The sequence below is a fragment of the Streptococcus sp. Marseille-Q3604 genome (assembly GCF_916619785.1).
Classification (GTDB): Bacteria; Bacillota; Bacilli; order Lactobacillales; family Streptococcaceae; genus Streptococcus.
This window is the reverse complement of the sequence record NZ_CAKAKM010000002.1, coordinates 778817-799928: the sequence shown is the minus strand read 5'-3', so window position 1 is coordinate 799928 and position 21112 is coordinate 778817. Positions and strand designations below refer to the sequence as shown.

The 21112-nt window shown below is 36.6% G+C and carries 16 protein-coding genes; 3 read left to right on the top strand and 13 right to left on the bottom strand.

The genetic code is table 11. From position 1 onward, the window contains the following. Positions 1-36 precede the first annotated feature (36 nt). Positions 37-918, top strand: a complete 882-nt coding sequence (locus tag LG375_RS08490; RefSeq protein WP_225745620.1) for a DUF4300 family protein — start codon at positions 37-39, stop codon at positions 916-918. 123 nt (positions 919-1041) lie between these two features. Here the strand turns inward: LG375_RS08490 and rpsR are convergent, their stop codons facing one another. The 3 genes from rpsR to rpsF are packed head-to-tail and all read right to left on the bottom strand — an operon-like array spanning position 1042 to position 2143. Further along, entirely contained in the window at positions 1042-1281 is a 240-nt protein-coding gene (gene rpsR / locus LG375_RS08485; protein WP_000068665.1) for a 30S ribosomal protein S18, read from the bottom strand. Positions 1282-1322: 41 nt separating this feature from the next. Beyond that, a complete protein-coding gene (locus LG375_RS08480; protein ID WP_002891844.1) occupies positions 1323-1841 on the bottom strand; it encodes a single-stranded DNA-binding protein in 519 nt (172 codons plus the stop codon). Positions 1842-1852: 11 nt separating this feature from the next. Continuing rightward, the gene (gene rpsF / locus LG375_RS08475) at positions 1853-2143 is read right to left on the bottom strand and encodes a 30S ribosomal protein S6 (RefSeq protein ID WP_003093185.1); all 291 of its coding nucleotides are present in this window, start codon (positions 2141-2143) and stop codon (positions 1853-1855) included. Positions 2144-2346: 203 nt separating this feature from the next. Here rpsF and LG375_RS08470 point away from each other — a divergent pair, with 203 nt between their 5' ends. Both LG375_RS08470 and mutY read left to right on the top strand, forming a co-directional pair. Continuing rightward, the gene (locus tag LG375_RS08470; RefSeq protein ID WP_225745619.1) at positions 2347-3300 is read left to right on the top strand and encodes a hypothetical protein; all 954 of its coding nucleotides are present in this window, start codon (positions 2347-2349) and stop codon (positions 3298-3300) included. Positions 3301-4467: 1167 nt separating this feature from the next. Continuing rightward, the gene (gene mutY / locus LG375_RS08465) at positions 4468-5619 is read left to right on the top strand and encodes an A/G-specific adenine glycosylase (protein ID WP_070575310.1); all 1152 of its coding nucleotides are present in this window, start codon (positions 4468-4470) and stop codon (positions 5617-5619) included. Between the two features lie 143 nt (positions 5620-5762). On the opposite strand, the gene LG375_RS08460 is transcribed toward mutY, so the two are convergent. The 10 genes from LG375_RS08460 to LG375_RS08415 form a co-directional block, all read right to left on the bottom strand. Then, positions 5763-5963 (bottom strand): Blp family class II bacteriocin, encoded by a 201-nt coding sequence (locus LG375_RS08460; RefSeq protein WP_021143608.1) that lies wholly within the window; start codon positions 5961-5963, stop codon positions 5763-5765. A 267-nt stretch (positions 5964-6230) separates the two neighbouring features. Next, positions 6231-7292 carry a DUF6287 domain-containing protein gene (locus LG375_RS08455; RefSeq protein WP_225745618.1) on the bottom strand — a complete coding sequence of 354 codons (1062 nt, stop codon included), beginning with the start codon at positions 7290-7292 and terminating at the stop codon, positions 6231-6233. Positions 7293-7359: 67 nt separating this feature from the next. Beyond that, positions 7360-7671, bottom strand: a complete 312-nt coding sequence (locus tag LG375_RS08450) for a hypothetical protein (protein WP_225745617.1) — start codon at positions 7669-7671, stop codon at positions 7360-7362. Between the two features lie 67 nt (positions 7672-7738). Then, positions 7739-8314, bottom strand: a complete 576-nt coding sequence (locus LG375_RS08445) for a hypothetical protein (RefSeq protein WP_225745616.1) — start codon at positions 8312-8314, stop codon at positions 7739-7741. A gap of 60 nt (positions 8315-8374) precedes the next feature. Next, on the bottom strand, positions 8375-10981 hold the full coding sequence (locus LG375_RS08440) for an LPXTG cell wall anchor domain-containing protein (protein WP_225745615.1): 2607 nt from the start codon (positions 10979-10981) through the stop codon (positions 8375-8377). A gap of 719 nt (positions 10982-11700) precedes the next feature. Continuing rightward, positions 11701-14340: a DNA polymerase I gene (gene polA, locus LG375_RS08435; RefSeq protein ID WP_225745614.1), complete on the bottom strand. Its 2640-nt coding sequence runs from the start codon at positions 14338-14340 to the stop codon at positions 11701-11703. Between the two features lie 80 nt (positions 14341-14420). Continuing rightward, entirely contained in the window at positions 14421-15017 is a 597-nt protein-coding gene (locus tag LG375_RS08430) for a response regulator (RefSeq protein WP_037598477.1), read from the bottom strand. Beyond that, entirely contained in the window at positions 14998-16554 is a 1557-nt protein-coding gene (locus LG375_RS08425; RefSeq protein ID WP_002891869.1) for a sensor histidine kinase, read from the bottom strand. The genes LG375_RS08430 and LG375_RS08425 overlap by 20 nt, the downstream gene beginning before the upstream one ends. A gap of 54 nt (positions 16555-16608) precedes the next feature. Continuing rightward, the gene (locus LG375_RS08420; RefSeq protein WP_002891872.1) at positions 16609-18615 is read right to left on the bottom strand and encodes an FtsX-like permease family protein; all 2007 of its coding nucleotides are present in this window, start codon (positions 18613-18615) and stop codon (positions 16609-16611) included. A 471-nt stretch (positions 18616-19086) separates the two neighbouring features. After that, positions 19087-21105, bottom strand: coding sequence for an FtsX-like permease family protein (locus LG375_RS08415; RefSeq protein ID WP_013991193.1), 2019 nt, complete (start codon positions 21103-21105; stop codon positions 19087-19089). Between the last annotated feature and the right edge of the window lie 7 nt (positions 21106-21112).

The window sequence follows — 21112 nt, the reverse complement described above, 5'->3', positions numbered from 1 at the left end:
GTTAAAGTTAATAGACAAAAGAAAGAATTCCAATAGATGCGTATCAAATTCCCTCTACTAATCATTGCTTGCTGCCTACTACTTATGGCTTGTGGCCACAAGAATACTCAGAAAAACTATCAAGCTTACTATAGTTTTAACAATGTGACGACTTCCACTCAGGAAAAACAGCTAGCAAAAGCCTTAAAAAGCAAGGGCATTCCAACAAAAGACTGGAACAATCTAGCCCCTTATATTACTCGTTACAATCAGGAAAATACAAACCTTCAGCCAGTTGTCAAAAAATGGACCAAAAGTAAAATCGGCAAAGATCAAAACCAATTCGTCACCTTCCTTAATGAAAAAACTTTTGAAGAGAATAAATCACACTTTACTGATGACTTAAACTGTCGACGAACATCTTTCCTCCTTCTTCACAACCTTATTACAAGCTCAGAGGACCTCACCAAATTAGAACTCCCCCTTCAAAACGAATTTATAGATCTTAAGTCACACCACAAAGAGTTAACTGCCAAGGATCAAGCTCTCTACAGTCTACTTTTTGGTGATAATATCAGCTATCAGTCTACAGACGATCTCCTTAAAGCTTGGAAAAAAGCTGGACTCAAGTTTCCAGAGAAGGTTAAACTCCTATCGGTCTTTCAAAATAGCCCTGGTGATGTCAGCAATTTCCACACGGCTATAGCTTATGAAAAAGATAGCAGTATCTATGTCTTTGAAAAACAGGACCCTACACTTCCTTACAGGTGGAGTCGCTTCGATAATTGGGCAGATATCAAAACACACTGGTTATCCAACCGCTTCAAGGTCTTCAAAGATAATGTCGATATCCTCGTTAACGACCAAAAATTTGATGATTTCTTAGAAAATACACTCTATATACCACAAAACAACCAACTAGCTCCTCAAGATAAATGAGAAGACCAGTTGGTTTTTCTTTTTCTCTAAAGTATAAAATAAAACTCAGCACACAAGCCTAAAAATAACAAAAAACTACAAAATCAAGGCAGAAAAAAATACCCTCAGTCGAGGGCATTATTTTTAGTCTTCGTTTACGTAAGGCATAAGTGCCATAACGCGAGCGCGTTTAATCGCTGTTGTTACTTTACGTTGGTTTTTAGCTGAAGTTCCTGTTACACGACGTGGAAGAATTTTACCACGTTCTGAAACGAAACGGCTAAGAAGCTCAGTATCTTTGTAATCAACATATTCGATTTTGTTAGCTGCGATGTAATCAACTTTTTTACGGCGTTTGAATCCGCCACGACGTTGTTGAGCCATGTTTATTTCTCCTTTATATATTTAATTCGTTTTGTCCATTCTTAGAATGGGAGATCGTCATCTGAAATATCCATTGGATTTGAATTACCAAATGGACTCTCATCACGACCGAAGTTTGGTGTAGATTGTGCAGGTTGTGATCCACCAAATGAACCACCAGTTGAAGCTCCACCACCGAATGAATTTGAATTATCAAATCCTCCAGCGTTGTAAGAACCACCACTGTGACCTTCACGTGCCGCACGGCTTTCCAACATTTGGAAATTATCAGCGACAACTTCAGTTACGTAAACACGTTGACCTTGTTGATTTTCATAGTTACGAGTCTGAATACGACCTGTAATTCCAATCAATGCGCCTTTCTTAGCCCAGTTAGCCAAATTTTCAGCTTGCTGGCGCCAGATAACACAGTTAATAAAGTCTGTTTCACGTTCACCATTAGCACCCTTGAAGTTACGGTTAACCGCAAGGCTGAATGTTGCAACAGCAACGTTGCTTGGTGTATAACGAAGTTCCGCATCACGGGTCATGCGACCAACGAGTACGACATTATTAATCATAATTTACCTTCTTACGCGTCAAGTTTAACGATCATGTGACGAAGAATGTCACCGTTGATTTTTGAAAGACGGTCGAACTCGTTAAGAGCTGCATCGTCGTTTGCTTCAACGTTAACAACGTGGTAAAGTCCTTCACGGAAATCTTGGATTTCGTATGCAAGACGACGTTTTTCCCAATCTTTTGATTCAACAACAGTTGCACCGTTGTCAGTCAAGATAGAATCGAAACGTGCTACCAAAGCGTTTTTAGCTTCTTCTTCAATGTTTGGACGAATGATATAAAGAATTTCGTATTTAGCCATTGATATTTTCCTCCTCTTTTGGTCTAATGACTCATGGTCTTTCGCCACGAGTAAGTGAGGTGCACTCACAAGATATAATTCTACCAAAGTTTGAAGGATAATGCAAGGGAAAAGTGAATAGATAGAAATTTGAATCGCTAAGAAAAAAATTAAGCCTTATGAGTCGTCTTTTCTCCGGCCAAACTTCATGCTAAAATAAGAGAATGCTTTATCATAAAAAGAAATTAGGAGAAAAACTAGGGCTTCCAACCTTTAACCACTACTATAATATTCCTATTACTTCCCTAGAATATAACCTTAAAAACTTAGGTCCGAGTGATACCTACATTATCACTTTCAAACAGGACAATAACCTCTTTGTTGTTGACATAAGACATCAACTTGGTCATACCAGTCATTTTGATACCGTCTCCCTCTTTGAACAAGACAATCTCTTATCAGGTATCGCTGCTGTCCCTTTAGCCTCTGTTCCTAGCATACAAATCTTGTCTTTTCCAGACAAGTTACACTCTCTGGACCCTAGTCAGCGTCTAAAAAATCTCGTCGCTCTTTACTACAAGGATGAAGAAATCATGCGTTACCTCAAGACCACAAAAAATATCGGTGACCAGGTAACAAGATATCAATTAGAGGCTGATCAACTAGAAAGACAAGGTAAGAGTTTTGACTTCTTCAAGTACACCAGTCGTGGCAAAATACGAGAAGAAAACGGTCTTTCGGAAGTATCCAGCAAGGACTACGACTTCATTCCTGATTTTCATCCCTTCTTAACCTCACCAAGAAGCCAACAGGTTCTAAGCGTACCAGTAACCTACTGTGATGACAAAACGAAACAGACCGCTAAAATAGACATCATGGGGTGGTATATCAAGGACCAACAACTTAAGATTCGTTGGAAACCCAAGTACATGCGCAAACGTCGATGGCGCTCATCACGTATCTCAATTGATATCGTGACCGACAACTACTTCTTCCAAGGACAAATCTATAGAGACAGTAGCGCCCCCATATTTCTGAACAACCTAAGCTTTGATAGCAAGATTTCTAAGAGCTTCCTGCCACATCTCCAAAAACAGTACCAAATCTTTATGGCTCTAGTCGAAGAACAAAAAAGACTGGCTCTCCTACGAAAGGTCCAGTTAAACAATAAGGACTAAGAGTCTTTCACTAAAATTCAACATATCAAAAAGCTCATTCTTACACGCTAGAATGAGCTTTTAAGATTCTTCAATTGTCATTAGAACATCCTTTTGGAATTTTGTAAAAAATATTTTCATAAGGAGGAGTCATTGTGTGTCACCATTTTTATACCTAGCAATCATAGATTACCTCCATCAACTTACAAATAACTTTTATGTACTGTAAATTCTCTATTACATTGGTATCACTCCCTAAGCTATTTTATGCAATAACTTGAAGTGTCTCCATTTTTATAACGTCCTAAATTCATCGTCATAGTAATCACCTCTGATTCGTATGATTTGAGACCTATCTCCCCATTGACCACTCAATGAGTTTTACTTGTCGCCGTTCTTATAACGACTTACATCAAACATCAACATAAGCGTCACCTCGGTACTTTGTTACAAGATTTAAGCATTTAACTTTTGTCGATAGTTTACTCATTTGGCATCGGTATCACTCCTTAAGCTATTTTACGCAACAGCTTAAGTGTCTCCATTTTTATACCTACTAACATTTCTCATGAGCCTTACCTCACTTTTTGACGTTAATCTTGAGTTTAGCTTTCGATTTCTGGTGGTATCACTCCCTTGTAGCTATTTTATGCAACATTTTTAATCGCCGTTTTTATACCTACTGATATTTTTCATGAACTCACCTCGTTCATCTTAAGAATATAGGATTTACGTTTCGTGTGGCATGGGTATCACTCCTTAGGCTATTTTACGCAACAACCTAAGTGTCTCCATTTTTATACCTACTAACATTTCTCATGAGCTTTACCTCACTTTTTCTTAAGTTAACAGATTTGAGTTTGGCTTTCGACTTCTGGTGGTATCACTCCCTTGTAGCTATTTTATGCGACTGAATTAATCTCCGTTCTTGTAACGTCCTACTGTCATGCGGTCACGCTCCTCAGAGATGATTGGTAAAGTTATTTGTTTTGCCTACTGTTTTGTTTAGAGATCTTAGTCTCCGTTTTTGTACCTTGAAATATTGACTCTCACCATGGCTTTTACCTCCTTGATGAATCCTTATCTTCTTTACACTCTAAGTATAATGTAAACGCTTACTTTTGTCAATCTTTTTAACAGAAAAACGCATAATTTTTTGAAAAAAGATTTCTTTGCTACAATAGAGACATGTTAGATTTAAAAGAATACGGCATTGTCATGTGGGATGCTGAGAAAATCGCCTCTTTTCGTCGTACCCTCCTGGACTGGTACGATCGAGAGAAACGAGACCTACCGTGGCGTAGAACTAAAAATCCCTACTATATCTGGGTCAGTGAAATCATGCTACAACAAACCCAGGTTCAGACTGTCATTCCCTATTACGAGCGCTTTTTAGACTGGTTCCCAACAGTTAAAGATTTGGCTGAAGCTCCAGAAGAGAAGCTTCTCAAAGCTTGGGAGGGGCTAGGTTACTATTCACGTGTCCGAAACATGCAAAAGGCTGCTCAACAAATCATGGATGATTTTAATGGTCAGTTTCCAGATACTTATGACAATATTGCCAAACTCAAGGGCATCGGACCCTATACTGCTGGTGCTATTTCTAGCATCGCTTTTGGACTCCCAGAGCCCGCTGTTGATGGTAATGTTATGAGAGTTATGGCTCGCCTCTTTGAGGTTAACTACGATATCGGAGACGCCAAAAATCGTAAGATTTTCCAAGCGATTATGGACATTTTGATTGACCCTGACCGTCCAGGAGACTTTAATCAGGCGCTTATGGACCTTGGGACCGATATCGAATCAGCTAAAAATCCAAGACCAGACGAAAGTCCAATTCGCTTTTTCTGTGCAGCCTATATCAACGGAACTTATGACAAGTACCCTATCAAATTGCCTAAGAAGAAGCCTAAACCTATGCAAATTCAGGCTTTTATTATCAGAAATGCAAAGGGTGAATTTCTGCTCGAAAAAAATATCGAGGGACGTCTGCTAGGTGGTTTCTGGTCCTTTCCTATCATGGAAACGGACTTTATCGACCAACAACTCAGCCTTTTTGAAAAGGATGATAGTATTCTCGAGACAGTCTCTCAAAAGGCTATTTTTGAGGAAAATTATGCCCTCAAACCAGAGTGGACAAACAATAGTTTTACACCCGTAAAACATACCTTCAGCCACCAAAAATGGACCATCGAGATGGTGGAAGGGATCGTCAATGACAACAAACTCACTACCGATAAAGAGCTATGCTGGGTAGCGGCTGAGGACTTCGACCAGTTCCCAATGGCCACACCACAGAAGAAAATGATTAAAACTTATAAAGACAGCAAAAAAGGATAGCAGTGAGTGCTACCCTTTTTATTATGCGTCAAGTTTAGCGTGCTTCCGGGCACGCAAAGCAAGATATACCTTTGAAAGAACTACTCCCAGAAAGATATAAAACAATTCCAAATAAGTCACATTTTTTGACATCAAAAATTCAATCATACCCAACACAACGCTCCGTAACTTACTGCTCCTCCAGCTAATCCCAACAAGGCTCCTCCTGGACCACTAGTGATAAGTCCCGTGATACTTGTTCCGAGGGCTGCCTTAGCTGCATTGTTCCAACTACATCCACCACCTACAACCACTGATAATTCCTGATGTGTCAATACTTGTTGTGTCATTTCTGATGTTTTCAATATATTTTCTCCTTATTAATACTAATTTTTCTATTTATGGTAATTGTGAGTTGCAAATCTCTTAGTGTCCTCACTAATCACTAAGAGATATCCTAAAATTAACTGTCTATTCTATCTCCTTTCATTTTAAAAACAACTGTCGCTAGCTCTCAGTTATATCCTTAAGTTATGCTTTTATTATAGGTGAGATGGCCAATAAAAAATAGTGACATAAATGTCACTATGGAGAACGAAACAATTGAGAATATGAATTCCAACCGTTATATTTTATTTACGATAATAAAAATCAGATGATTGACCAAACTCTAGGTCATTTTGTGTTCCTAAAAGTCTATCTTTACTATTATCAGATTCGTTATTGTTTGGAATAGAAACTCCCGCAGGGATCATAAAAAGTTGTGAACCTCCTACAGGTCCCCCCGCCCAACTATACTCCTTCAAAATACCGTCTTTTACTTCTCCGAATTTCAATGTAATAGTTGTACCAGATTGTGTGACTCTATCCTTGCTAAATACAATAGTGTCTCCTCTTCCATTTTCCCAAGTTCCTTCAAGACTACTAAAATCACCATTTTGGATAGCATTGATGTCCATACTAGTCTCTTTATTTGACTTGCTGTCGCTACTGCTATCTTCTGTCTCGTCGCTACTTGAGTCGTCAAAGTCATACCAATCTTCGGAAGATAAATCCAAAGTCTGTTCGTTACCTAAGCCAACCTTACTGGCACCATCAGTTGTCTCAGACATACTGAAATCAACCGATTGAAGTTGATTAAAGACTCCATCCTTGATTTCATAGGTCTCAGCCTTTGCTTCAGGCTTCATTCTATGAAATAACTGAGAATAAATAATCCCATTTTTATAAAAATGCAGTGTATTCAAGTAACCACCCTTGGCAAAGGTTCCAGCACTTATAGCAAAAACAGGCTTATCATCATTATCAAGATAATATAGAGCATGAACACTATCAGGAGTACCAATCAAAAGCTCAGCTGAGCCATCATCGTTGATGTCTACATAGCTATATTGGACTTTTTCACCCACTCTATTGGCTTCAAAAATCGTATTAGTTGAATAAGCTTCCTCAGTTGAGAGGTTACTTGGAACCGCTGATGTATCGCCGTTCAGAGCAATGGGACGATAGAGGTCCAAGACAGAAGCGTAGAGCTCATCGTAGCTCACTTCCTCAGTCTCAGATGAATCACCACTCACTTGCTCAGACTTAGAGGTGCTGTCGCCTGAACCTGAGATGTCCGTATTTGTCGCGTTACAAGCCGTCAGCAAGAACAAACTTGATAAGATCACAAATCCTGTAAATTTCTTTTTCATAACTATCCTTTCATAAGAAACGACCTAACGTTATTTTTAGCGTTAAGCCGTTTTTGCATAAGTCTATCTATTTTTCTTTAGTAAACTTAATAGTCACACCGCCACCAGAAATAGCTAAAGTATCTCCATCTTGAGTATAGTTATAAGTTGCACCAGTATCAGATTTCATCGTTTTCTCTTTAGCATTAATGATAAGCTCTTCTTTAGTTTCTCCCAACCAACTAGATTCACCCGTCATAGTACCTTTTTTACCATCAACTTGGAGCGTTACATCGGATCCCATCAACTTTCCTTTATAGGTTCCTTTAGGTCCTGAACTACATGCTACCAATACCACACTCATAGCTAAAAATGTCAATCCTAAAAATAACTTTTTCATTGTTCTTAATTACTCTCCTTCTTATACAAAGAGACCAAGTTGTTTCTCTCAATCTCTCTAATGATTATTAACGTCTAGACGATATTGCACCAACTGTAGCAGCAAAGGCAGCTGTTCTAGCTGATTTAGCGACATCAGCTTGCAATGCAACCATTTCTTCTTGCATTGACAATTTTGTTTCTTGATACTGTTGTGTCTCCAAAAGATTGAAAGCTTCTTTAAGTTCGTCTGCACGTCCTTCCTCAATCAATTTATAAAGACGATAGATATCCGTATAGTTATAAAACTTATTTGGAAAACCTTTAGAACCTTCAATATAAGCTGGTGTACTAGCTTCCGCATCACAAACCGCTTGAACTTCTGCAATTTCTCTCTTTTTCTTAGGAATAGCGTAAAAATACTTTACACCTAAAGCAATGAAAATAAAGAAGAAAAAGAATGTTGGCCTCATACTTGTCGTACCAAAATCTACCAGTACAAATAGAATAAATAATCCTAAACTAGCGTAAGCCAAGAAGTTATATAGCGACTTCACACTAGCTAAACTTTCTTCTCTTTTTTGCTTTTCTTGTTGAGCCACAGCAAGTGGTGCAACAAGTTGTCTTTTTTCTAATAAGTAATCTAAAATTTCTTGTTTTGTCATTTTCATTTTCCTTCATAACTTAATTCTTTGTCATAATCTTACAAGCTGTGACTATTTCTCTTAATTACGACGTTCTTTATTTACAAGGCCTACTCCCGCAAGTCCAATCATCCCCAAACCTGCCAAGACATAAACAGCTGTATCTGCTTCACCTGTTTGCGGAAGGACTGCTTGGTAGTCTGTTGTACCACGGCGATTAACTACTGCTTGTGTAGCTTCCACGGTAGCGACTTGATTAGTAGAAACTTGTTCTAACTTAGCTGATACTACATAAGCTTTCTCAACTTTTGGTGTTTTTTGGCTAACAGCTACTTGTGGTTTAGTTGATACTGCAGGTTTCACAGCTGGACGATGTTGTTGATCAGGTTTGATTTCTGGTTTCAATTCAGACTTTTTAGCTGGTTGCTCTACTTGTTTAGGAGCATCTACTTTGGTAACCTTAGTTCCAACATAAACAACCTTTTCAACCATAGGTGTAACAACTTTAGTTTCACTTGATGTGATTTCCCCTGTTACAGGATTTAACTTGTACGTAGTTGTTACTGTTGTGTAACCTCGTGAACCAACATGTTTGTCATCTGCTTTTTCTACTCCTTTATCAAGAGTTGCATCTTGAACATACTTGATAGCAGTAGGAATCACATCAGTAATAGCAGTTTTTGTCTTAGTTCCTTTAGTCACCACTTTATCAACAGCAGCAATATCAGACAAGACTTTTTCAACTGCTTCAGGTTTATTATCTTTCAAAACGTAGCTTGTGCGGATAATCTTTTCACCATTCTTACCACCAACTTCAGCAATATAACCAAAGTCCTTGCTGTCATCTGACTTATAAATAACTTTAAATGGTGTTATTATTGTTTTTTCAGTAGGTTTAGCACCGTAAACCACAAGACCATTTTGAACATCGGTTTTAGTCTTTTTGACAGTAGCTACTTCGACTTTAATATCTTGAGGTTGTTCAAAAAGTTTATTGTACAAATCAGCATAGTACCACATCGTTAACTCGAACGGATTTGACGCATTCTTGTCATTGTAATGTTCTTCATTTTCCCACGCCGCTCTAATAACTCCATCTTTTATAAAATAATGAATGTAAGGAATTCCATAAATCTTATATCCTAAGTATCTTCCCATTCCTTCAGCAAATGCTTCCTCGGGATTTTTACGATAATAATCAACTAACAACGGACTTTCTTTATAATATTTATTATAAATATTTTGAAATTCTTTTGTATTAGAAAAGCCATCAATTGGTGCCACGATTGGGCCTGACGCTGCTAGACCGCTATCATGATCAAAATTATGAGAGAGCTCATGAAGTAGGAGTCGAAGTATAGCACGATGCGCCAGATTCTTGGTATCATCAATATCAGTTACATTTTTCGTATTGATTTCTTTTTTTACCTCTTCCTCTATACCTGTCTGACGATTTCTTTCCAAGAAGGTTCTTGTATAAGAATCTTGAAAATTCATCCAAATTTCACGACCTCTATGAAGAGAGATAGCAATGGCATTATCAGTTTTATCAGCTGAAGGCATTTTATCATTAGTCACAACCAACTTTAAAAGATTCTGTTTAATGGAGTTAGGTAACTTATCAATCTGTCTTTCAAACCATACTCTATCTTGTTCAGACATATTCACATTACGATAATCAATATTAACCTTATAAACACCTTTACTGTTATTATATCGCTGAGTTAAAGTCTCAAACATTCCCTTAACATCTTCAAGATTTTGGACCTCATCTTCAGAAAAAAGTGATTTATGAGACATAATCTCTTCATAATAAAATTTCATCTGAGCATATAATTGGTCAGAGATATACTTACTACCAAAGTAACGTCTGAAATTGTCTTCCGAATCAACCATATCAACAGGGAATAAGTTAGTTGCTCGCAAATATCCAGTTGACGAAACCAACATCATTGTATATTGCAAGTCATAAATGCTTAGATTATCAATGATTTTATCTTTATCTGGTGACTGAACAATTATTTGATCACTAGGTAATTCTTTGCTTTTATCAACCGTAAATGGAACCCATGTTTTAATTCTATCATCTAGTCCCTTTTTGTCATCAAATTCAGGAAGAACGGGTGCTATGCGATATTTAGTAGTTGTTGTCTCAACACCATCCTCAGGTTTAGTGACCACTTTCTCAACACCAAAAGGCTTATCTTCATCCAATCGATATTCTGTCGGAGCCTTTGTTATTTTAGTGCTGACAGTTGGTTTAGTTCCTACGATTTCTTTCGTTTCAATTGGTTCTTCACGTTTAACAGTTAATTCATCTGCCTGTTTTTCAAAGATTAGTTTACCATCTTTTCCTTGATTCTGAATTTCGCGCACCCCGACTTCCTTTGTCTCATCAGCAATATACGAAACCGGACTATTTATATTCCTTGTCTCAACATTAGCACCTGTTTCCATCTCTGTCACACTTGTAGGGGAAACTGTAATTGCCTCTGTAGATACTGGTGTTGTCGCTGATGTATTATCTCCTCCACTTGTAGCTACAAGCTCTGTAACTGGGTTCGTTGTTGTATCTACGCTATCTGCATGTGCTACCAGTGGAGCTCCCCCGATAATAGCCATTCCTAAAATAACAGAGCACAATCCAATTTTCTTTTTACGCAAAGAAAAAAGTTGCTTCTTTTTCATAATTTTCTCTCCTTTTAACTTTATGTTAGAATTTTACTCCCGAAATTTAAGAGTGTCAAGTATTTTTTGAAAATTTAAATTATTATTTCGGATTGCTAAATCTTTTTAAAATAAGGTTTTCCAAGATATTCTAGAACTAGTATTATCATTTTATTATTATTAAGATTAGATTGATAATTAAAAAATAACTGTTTTTACACAATTTTAAAAATCGTAAAACTATTACAATTTCAGTGATAATGTCAATATATGTTTGTTTTATTTTCCTTTAATTTTTTGAGAATATAGAAAGCTAAACCTTCACACATTTATCATGATTTCTAATTTAATTTTTCTTAAAAGCATCCAAATAATTCTACTCTTTAAAAATAAAATTTTTATAAATAACTGTATATTTTTCCCTAAATATTGAAAAACACTCCCCATAAAAGATACCATCAACACAATTTAGTTCAAAATACATAAATACGACACACAAACTTAATATCATTTTATAAAGTAACTCAAAACTTTTAGAAAAGAAGCTCATAATATTCACACAAAATACTTAAACGCATCAAAAAAAACCGGACCTCAGCCCAGCTTTCATCTGTCTATTTCTACTTGGTCATAAAGTAGGTGATAATCACCAATACTGCTACAATACCTAGGATAACAGCCAGAAATCCTAGCATGTAACGCAAGAGAAAATAGGTAAATGGAAAATTTTCTTTCATGTTTTACTTTGCCTCATACCATGTACGGCCGTCATTCTCATCTGCAATGAGTGGGACAGCGAGTTCGACTGCAGCTTCCATGGTTTCTTTAACCAAGGCTTTCATCGCTACAAGTTCATCGTTTGGCACCTCAAGGACGATTTCATCGTGCACTTGGAGGAGCATCTTAGTTTTATAGCCACCTTCTACCAAAGCCTTGTCTAAGTTAATCATAGCAATCTTGAGGATATCCGCGGCACTTCCCTGGATAGGCGAGTTGATAGCTGTACGCTCTGCGAAGTTGCGAACATTAAAGTTACGAGAATTGATATCTGGCAACTCACGACGGCGATGGAAGAGGGTTTCTACGTAGCCCTTATCCTTAGCTTCACGAACCACATTATCCATATAGGCCTTGATGCCAGGATAACGCTCAAAGTAGGTGTCGATATACTCCTTGGCCTTCTTACGGCTAATGCCAAGGTTGTTAGAAAGGCCGAAGTCAGAAATGCCATAAACGATACCGAAGTTAACAGCCTTGGCGTTACGACGGTCGTTAGGCGTGACATCCTCTGGCTTTTCAATACCAAAGACACGCATGGCTGTAGAGGTATGGATATCTGCCCCCTCTTTAAAGGCTGCAATCAAATGCTCATCTCCCGAAATGTGGGCAAGCACGCGCAACTCAATCTGTGAGTAATCCGAGCTTAAAAGTACTGCGTCCTCAGTCGATGGGACAAAAGCCTTACGGATGAGACGACCTTGCTCCAAGCGAACAGGGATATTTTGCAAGTTTGGATCCACTGATGAGAGGCGACCTGTCTGTGTTAAATCTTGCACATAACGGGTATGGATTTTGCCATCCTCAAGGATATAATCCTGAAGTCCCAAGACATAGGTAGACTGAAGCTTGGTGATTTGGCGGTACTCCAAAATCTTAGCTACGATTGGAGCAATTGGTGCCAAACGTTCAAGGACATCCACAGCCGTTGAATAACCTGTCTTGGTTTTCTTAGTGTATTCCAAAGGTAGTCCCATCTTTTCGAAGAGGATGACACCCAACTGTTTAGGCGAGTTAATATTGAACTCCTCACCAGCCATTTCGTATATTTCTTGGGTTAATTTATCAATAACCACTTGGTTTTCCACTGCCATCTCGTTAAGGGTTTGTCCCTTAACCTTAATACCAGCGATTTCCATCTTAGCTAGCACATTTGCCAGTGGTAATTCCATATCAAAGAGAAGCTCTGATTGGCCGTGTTCAGCCAATTTTTCAAGCATGACAGGTTTAGCTACCTGAAGGACCTTGACTTTTTTAGCTAGGTGGCTGAGCAAGACCTCTGTTTCAGGAACGGCACGTTTAGCTCCTTTACCATAGACCACTTCATTTGTTTCAAGCGGCAAGTCTGTATAGAGACGGGCAATGGTTGACAATTCATTGTCTTCGACGGTTGAGAGTAGGTACTTAGCCAAACGGGCATCAAAATTAGCCGTAGGCAAGTCAATACCTAGATGACTCAAAAGGACCTTACTACGCTTGAAATCGTAGATATTAACAGCTTTAGAAAGAGCTGCCTGGAAGGCGTCTGATTTGAGTAGACCAGTATCTGTAGACGCATAAATCTGCTTGTCGTTACCCCATGCAAAACCGATGATAGGCTCAGTATGATAATTCTCATCAAGGATTTCAAAATAAAAGAAATCGTCAGGGCTGAAGTGATCTTCTGTCACTTGGCTTGGCTCAGTATAGGCCACATCAAAATCTTTTAGCACAGCCTCGCCACCAAGGGCATTTTTAAACTGAACAAAGCCCATCTCGTCATAAAAGGCTGCCAATTTTTCAAGGTCAGGCCCTGTAAAGGCCGTGTCATCAAGACCAATTTCAATAGGTGACTGGGTATCAATAGTCGCCAGGGTCTTAGAAAGAAAGGCTTGTTCCTTGTCATTGATGAGATTTTCCTTCATTTTGGACTTCTTCATCTCATCAATATGGTCATAGATACCTTCAAGGGAACCGTGTTCCAAGAGGAGCTTGAGACCAGTCTTTTCACCAATCTTAGTCACTCCTGGAATATTATCGGACTTATCACCCATGAGGGCCTTAAGGTCGATGAATTGCGCTGGAGTAATCCCCATTTTCTCCATGAGGTAGTCAGGTGTGAAGGCTTCAAACTCAGCCACACCTTTTTTCGAAATCTCAACGACTGTATTTTCGTCAGTCAGCTGAATCAAGTCTTTATCCCCAGAAACAACTGTGATTTGGTAGTCCTCACTGGTATTTTCAGCCATCTTAGCTAAGGTACCGATAATGTCATCTGCCTCGTACTGAGCCAAGTCGTAATAGGCAATGCCACGTGCAGCCAACATCTCACGGATATAAGGGAACTGCTCACGGAATTCCTCTGGAGTCTTGGCACGACGAGCCTTATAGTCCGCAAACATCTCGGTACGGAAAGTTGTTTTACCCGCATCAAAGGCTACCAAAACATGGGTCGGCTGGATTCGCTCAAGTAGGTTGTCCAACATGAGGTGGAAACCGTAGATGGCATTGGTATGAAGGCCGTTATTGTTACGAAAACGGTCAATTTGATTATAAAGTGCGAAAAAGGCACGAAAGGCAACGGATGAACCGTCGATTAGGAGTAATTTTTTCTGATTAGTCATAGGTTTATTATAGCATAGATGGGAGAAATGGATGGGATGAGAGTATTTAAAAAGCACAGGAACAATTCCTGCACTAGGTTCTAATCCGGTGAAAAATATCCGAGCATCTCTGCTTTCAAAATGGCTTCCTGTCTATTATTCACAGCCAATTTTGAAAAAATATTACCTAGATGATTGGACACTGTCCGTTTGCTCACAAAAGCTTGTTCACAAATTTCTTCAATGCTCAAACCTTGTCTTACTAATTTTAAAATAGCGATTTCTCTGTCTGTTAGGATGTCAATCATATCATCTGTTGTAAAGACAATTCCACCTTGATCAATGTTTTTTAATAGGAAAACCAACTGTTCAATATCAATACTTTTATCAATAAAACCCCTAGCACCCATTTCTTTCGCACGATGGCTGTACATTGGTTTGGAATATCCCGTTAGCATAACAATCTTAACAGCAGGATCTTCTGCAATAATTTCTTCTGCCAGGGTTAAACCATCTTGTTCATATAGCGTTGTTAGATTGATATCTACCAAAACAATATCGTAATGATCACTCAAAGGATACTGTAATTTTGTGATTTCGTCCACGGTGTCTACTTTTTCGAAGTCATCGTAAATCTCCAAGCTCATTTGAATACTTTTACTAAACAACTTATGATCATCAATCAATAAAATTCTCATGGCACAACCCCTTATCAATTGGAATAGTAATATAGACACTAAATGTTCCGTTTTCATTTGTTATCGAATAATTACCACCTAACACCAGTGTACGCTGTTCAATAAATCTCAATCCATAGCCGATCCTGTTCACAGACTCATCTGAACCATTTTCTAAATGAATATGAATCATATCATTCGCAGTCCAAAGTTCCAAATTACTAACCATTCTAGTTGAATGCTTAATGGAATTATTTGCAAGTTCTTCCAATAATCTATACACGATGAGGTCATATGGAGACAACAGAATAATGTTATCATCTACCTGAAAATGAATTTCCCGCTCCGTATGTGACTTAGCCACAATTCTAGCTATCATCTCACGATAGCTTTGGGCTATACTTTGTTTTCCCTCTACAAATGGTTGATAAGTATCTAAACGTTCTCTTATTTCTGTAATAACAGATTGGCTAATTTGATTGATCTGTTCCCTAAAGATTGGCTTATCCCCCTGCTTATTAAAATTTTTAATTGCAATAACACTCTGGAGAATGTCATTATGTAGGAACTCTGAAAACTGATTTTTATACTCTTCATCCTCCAGTAGCTCTTTTACCATTGTATTTCTTTTTAAAAATAAGGTTTTGAAATGCTCAGAGCTTCCTTCATTCAATTCTTTACCAAAAACCTGGAAGGACTGTATAAAGGCAAAAGCAAAAATCAGAATATAAAAATTAAGTAGTAGGAAGCTTAATTTTGCATCAAGTTGCAAAAATAAACAAGAGACAATAAACGTAATAATCGATCCAAAAAATATCCGAAATATCAGTCCAATATATTCTTTTTTTACGTTTTTAACAACTTGACTGAACTTTTCAAAGATAATCCTTAGGTGAAAAAAGCTTATTAAGATGAACGTTCCCAAATACCATATTAGTAATGAAACATTACTAACTTCATAAGTAAGAATAAGAAATATAGTAGCCCATACTGAGAGTATCACTAAATAGCGACGCTGACTTCCTAATATAGTTTTTAATTCTTTGGCATACATAACTAGAAATATGATAGGAAGAAGCGAAGTAAACAGTGAACAAAAGAAAGAGAAAGTAACAAATAATCCCTTATTAATAAAGAACAAGCCCTCTGTTATCAGAACAACAAGGAAGTAGGTTACAAATAACTCCTTACCAACCCATTGTTTTCCAAGTAAAATAATTGAAATAGCACTAAAAATCATCATGAAAAAAATAATGGGATTCAATAAATCTGTTAATAACATCACAGAACTACTTATGGAACTGTTTAAAATGAGCTGCCACATCAATAAATTGATACTGACATATAAAAAAAATTTCAGCAGGATTGATTTAAAATGGACAACAGAACACACATAGCTAAAGATAACCAGAATAGTTACAATGGAAAACATCATGACTGTCTGGAATGTGATTGGGGAAACTCCTTGATAAATCACCAGTAGCGCCAACACCTGACTTAAGGATGTTAACCAAAACAAGATTAATGGATATCTTGACAAAATATTATTTCTTATCATATAGCATCACCTATCTCCATTATACCACAGTAGTAAGATCCCTTTTTTCTCTCGTTAACGCTTCTCTGTACGCAACAATCGTAAACTAATAGTATATGTGAACGCAATATATAGCCCAAACAATAACCAATAGATCATTAAATAACTGAAATTAAAGTCAACTTCAGTATTGGCATAATTTGCGAAATATCCTAACATACCTTTTGACAAAGCTATAAATGCTGGTAACCCAATCAACTCTGGAACAAGAAAATAAAAAAGAATCTGTTGAAAAAGAAGTCCTCTATTTTGCTTACTTCCTAATAAAAATAGAATGTCGTAGTCTCGTTGGCTATCCAAGGTCGATGCAAGAGTTTGAATGGAAAGAATGCTCAGTGAAATAATGGTAAAAATGAGTCCGACAAAAATCAATACAAGAACAACTACACCAACAAAACCAAGATACATATTAATCAGTCGATCTTTGGTCTGATAAACGTAGGTTTGTTCATTTCCAACCACATCTTCTTTTTTCAGGTGTTCAAGGAAATCCTTAATATAGTCTTTATTAGCGTTCTTCCGATAGATAGCATCATAGTTTCTTTGGTAAATAGATAGCCCATCTACAGTATTATCTGGAACAACTAAGGTTCCCCTATCATTATTTCCAACTGACGTCATGACATAAACATTAGACAAGACCTGTGGTGATGCAAGCTTAAGTTTTTGATTTCCAATCAAAAGAGTCTTAGTACTCTTAACAAATTTCTGTATCTGTTTTTCTGTCCCCTTATAATTGGCATTAACAAAATACTCACCATCATTTAATGAGATTCCTTTTTTCCCTTGAAGACTTAACGTCTTATTATAATCACTAACACTGATAATAGGAACTGTTCTATTTCCCAAATCCTTGTCTAGTGACCATAACTGACTGGTATCTAAAACGTCTTTATACAAAAGATTACTTGCATAGATAGTAATCTCCGTATCCTTCTTGATATTTGAGAAATCAAAACTATCTTCCCTCAATTTAGATTTAATAGAAATACTTACCATACTGTTTGAACCATCCACACTTTGGATAATTGACATGCTATAGGGGATATACTTTTGTAGTTCATTTGATACAGCATTATAGGCACTTCCACTCACTGTCAGCAGAGTCATTGATAAAGCCATACAAAATGATAAAATTGCTATGGTGATTGCATTTTGATCAGCTTGTTTAAATAATTGTCTAACTTTAAATGAATTATATTTATGGAAATAAATACTATCAAATCGTTTAATGATTCTCACCATCGCATCGCCCATAGTGCTATAGAAAAATATCACTGCCAATACAAAAGCCAAAACTAGAAGTACTCCCCAACCTTTAAAGTATTGAAAATTTTGTTCATTACTAACGAAAAATAAGGAGAAGACGATAACAACAACTGATATGATAAATTCACATAAGACTACAAACCTATTATTTGCGACAAGGATCGAATCACTTCCCTCATATTCAGTAATCAAGGAAATGAGTCGTTTTTTTCTAAATGTTAATATGTTCATCAACACAATGATAAAGCTAGTCAATCCGTAGGCTATGACTAAGAGCAAAATAGATGGCAAATCAATATAAAATAATCCCCCAGTGTACCCTGATTGAAACATGATATCTGCTATTTTCGCAAGTATACTGAGAAAACCTGTCCCAACACATAATCCTAAAGCAAGAGACAAAAGATTAATAATTAAGGTTTCAAATGATAGTATACTGACAATCTTAGGAGTACGCATACCTAAAACCGAATATAAACCCAATTCCTTTTTTCTTCGCTTTAATACGAAATTGGTAGAATAGACCACCAAAAAGATAACGATCATAATAATGACATAGGCTAGAATCCCCATATACTGACCAAAAATGTTAGTCATATTTGCCTTTGCACCACTTAAACTCCCCATAACAGGATGATGCGGAACTGCATTGAAGGCATACAGTAATGCATATATGATAGATAGACTTAAAAAATATATTAAGTAAACCTGTAGGTTTCTCTTTACGTTTCTCAATATTAAATTAAAAAGCATAGTTTACCACCTCATCTAACAGTTAAAATTTATAGCTTCGTATTTCTGTAGGAATTCACAGCCCTACCCTTTCCAATATCGTACCATTTTATTAATCCAGAAGCCTGAGTATTTTCGGCAAAAAAAGAGTTGAGAAAACTTTTTCATGGTCTTCTCAACTCTTTTAGACTGAGTCTATTTCTTCCGATTATTTCTTCTCTTCATGAAATAGACAATCCCGATGATTAGTACTCCTAAGAGGAAAATAGGAGCATAAAATTCAAATGTACCAAGCAGTGCAGCCATAAAACATCCTCCTATTCATACACTAAACTACTCTACAAATCATAATAAGCAACTCAATGACATAAAATACAGTTACAAACTATAAGAAGTCAATTTTACCTACCACTTATTTTAACAAACTATCTTTTAAGGCGTCAATTGACATCATCGCTTTATTTACAACGAACATCATGAAAAATATACACATTAATTATTTTGTATTATTCTACTACAAATCCTATGAGTCAGTATCAGATAAACAATAAATAACACAACCGTCAATCCGAGATATCTTAAATCTACAACAACATCTGTATTGGCAAAATGTGTAAAATATCCTAATAAACTATTTCCAAAAGCAATACTGAGTGGGATGGCCAATATAAAGGGTGTCAGAAAATATAAAAGAATTTGTTGGAATAAAAGTTTCTTGTTGGATCCATATCTATTTCCCAACAAATATAGAATCTTGTAATCACCAGCGCTATCGAGAGAATTTGTCAAGGCCTGCAACGATAAAATACTAAAGGAAATTACCGTAAACACGATTGCTACGAATATCATAACAAAAACAATAACCCCCATGGAACTGATACTCAGTTCCGATAAACCAAGCTTTGTTTGATAGGTAAAGTCATTACTCTCTCCCTCACTCGTCTTAAAATAATATCCTTCAAGCCAGTTTTTCAAAAATAATTCGACTTGACGCATATCTGTTTTTTCTTTATATGTTGCAACATAAGCCATGCTATCTACTGACAGTTCTTTTGCAACTTTATCTGGAACAATAAAGGTACCAAAATCATTTGTGCCGACAGATGAAAGAAAATACACATTTTCAAGAGGTGTTTTAGAGAACGATTTCAAACTGTACCCACCAATAGTTAATGTTTCACCTTTTTTAAGAAAGTCTTTAATTTGTTTTTCTGTTCCTTTATAATGTTGATTTACAGCATATTCATCATTTTTGAGGGCAATTCCCTCTTTTCCCTGTATCTTCATTAAATGATTGTAACTTGACAAACTGATTACTTTCAAAGGAGTATCAGGTAGATACTTATCATGCGGCCAAAGATGATTGGTGTCAATAATATCTTTATAAGTACTATCTGCCTTATGAATAGTATATTGATACTCTGTATCAACCACATTGAAGTTAAAGCCATCTGCTTTCAAACAATCCTTGGTCGTCATATTTAAATAATGAAAATCCTCGCCTCGATAAAGAGAGACTTCCATATCGTATGGAGTGTAGGTCTCAATATCCTTTTCCATACTTGTATAGGTACTGCCACTAAAAATCAGTAGTGTTAATGTGAGTGTCATAAAAAGGGACAAAACTGCTATGACAATAGAATTGTTATCCGCTTGCTTTGAAAACTGACGAACTTTAAAGCTGTTATATCTTTGAAAATATAGTTTCGGTGTGGTACTAATCAACCTCAAAATAAACTGACTCAAGGAAGTATAAAATAAAACAACCACAATCAGAAATAGTACAATAAAAGCTAAGGCATGATTTTTCAAAAATCTCAAATGACTATAATTTGAAAGATAAAAGCAAATCACACAAAACAATATCGTACTTATTGTAAACAGGAATATCTGCCATTTACCATGAGCTTTTGAAATAATAGTTCTTTTTTTTTCATTATCTTGGATGAGACTGATAATTTTTTGCTTTCTAAAAGATAACACATCCAGTGCACCAATGATAAGGCTCGTCACCAAGTAACAGACAACTAACAATTCAACTGAATAATTGTCCCAAAATAATTTTCTTCCAAAATAATTTCCCATAAAGAAGTCTGAAGCAAGAGATGAGACAGGAATCAATATCATCAATCCAAACAAGAGCCCAACTACTAATGAGAGCAAATTAATGAACAAGGTCTCACAAAAAACAACTCCCATAATATGACATTTCTTCATTCCCAAGCTCGCATAGAGACCTAATTCCTTCTGTCTTCGTTTTAGAACAAAATTTGTCGAATAAACAATCAAAAAAATAACAGCTCCAACAACCATATAAGATACTATTCCCATATATTGGGTCATAATGGTTGTTAACATTTTTTTAGAACCAGACAAACTAGTCATAACTGGATGATTTGGAAGAGCATTAAAAGCATAAAGCAGGCTATAAATTAATGTTAAACTAAAAAAATAAATGCTATACGTTTGTATGTTACGCAAAACGTTACGGATAATTAATTTTGGATACATATTATCC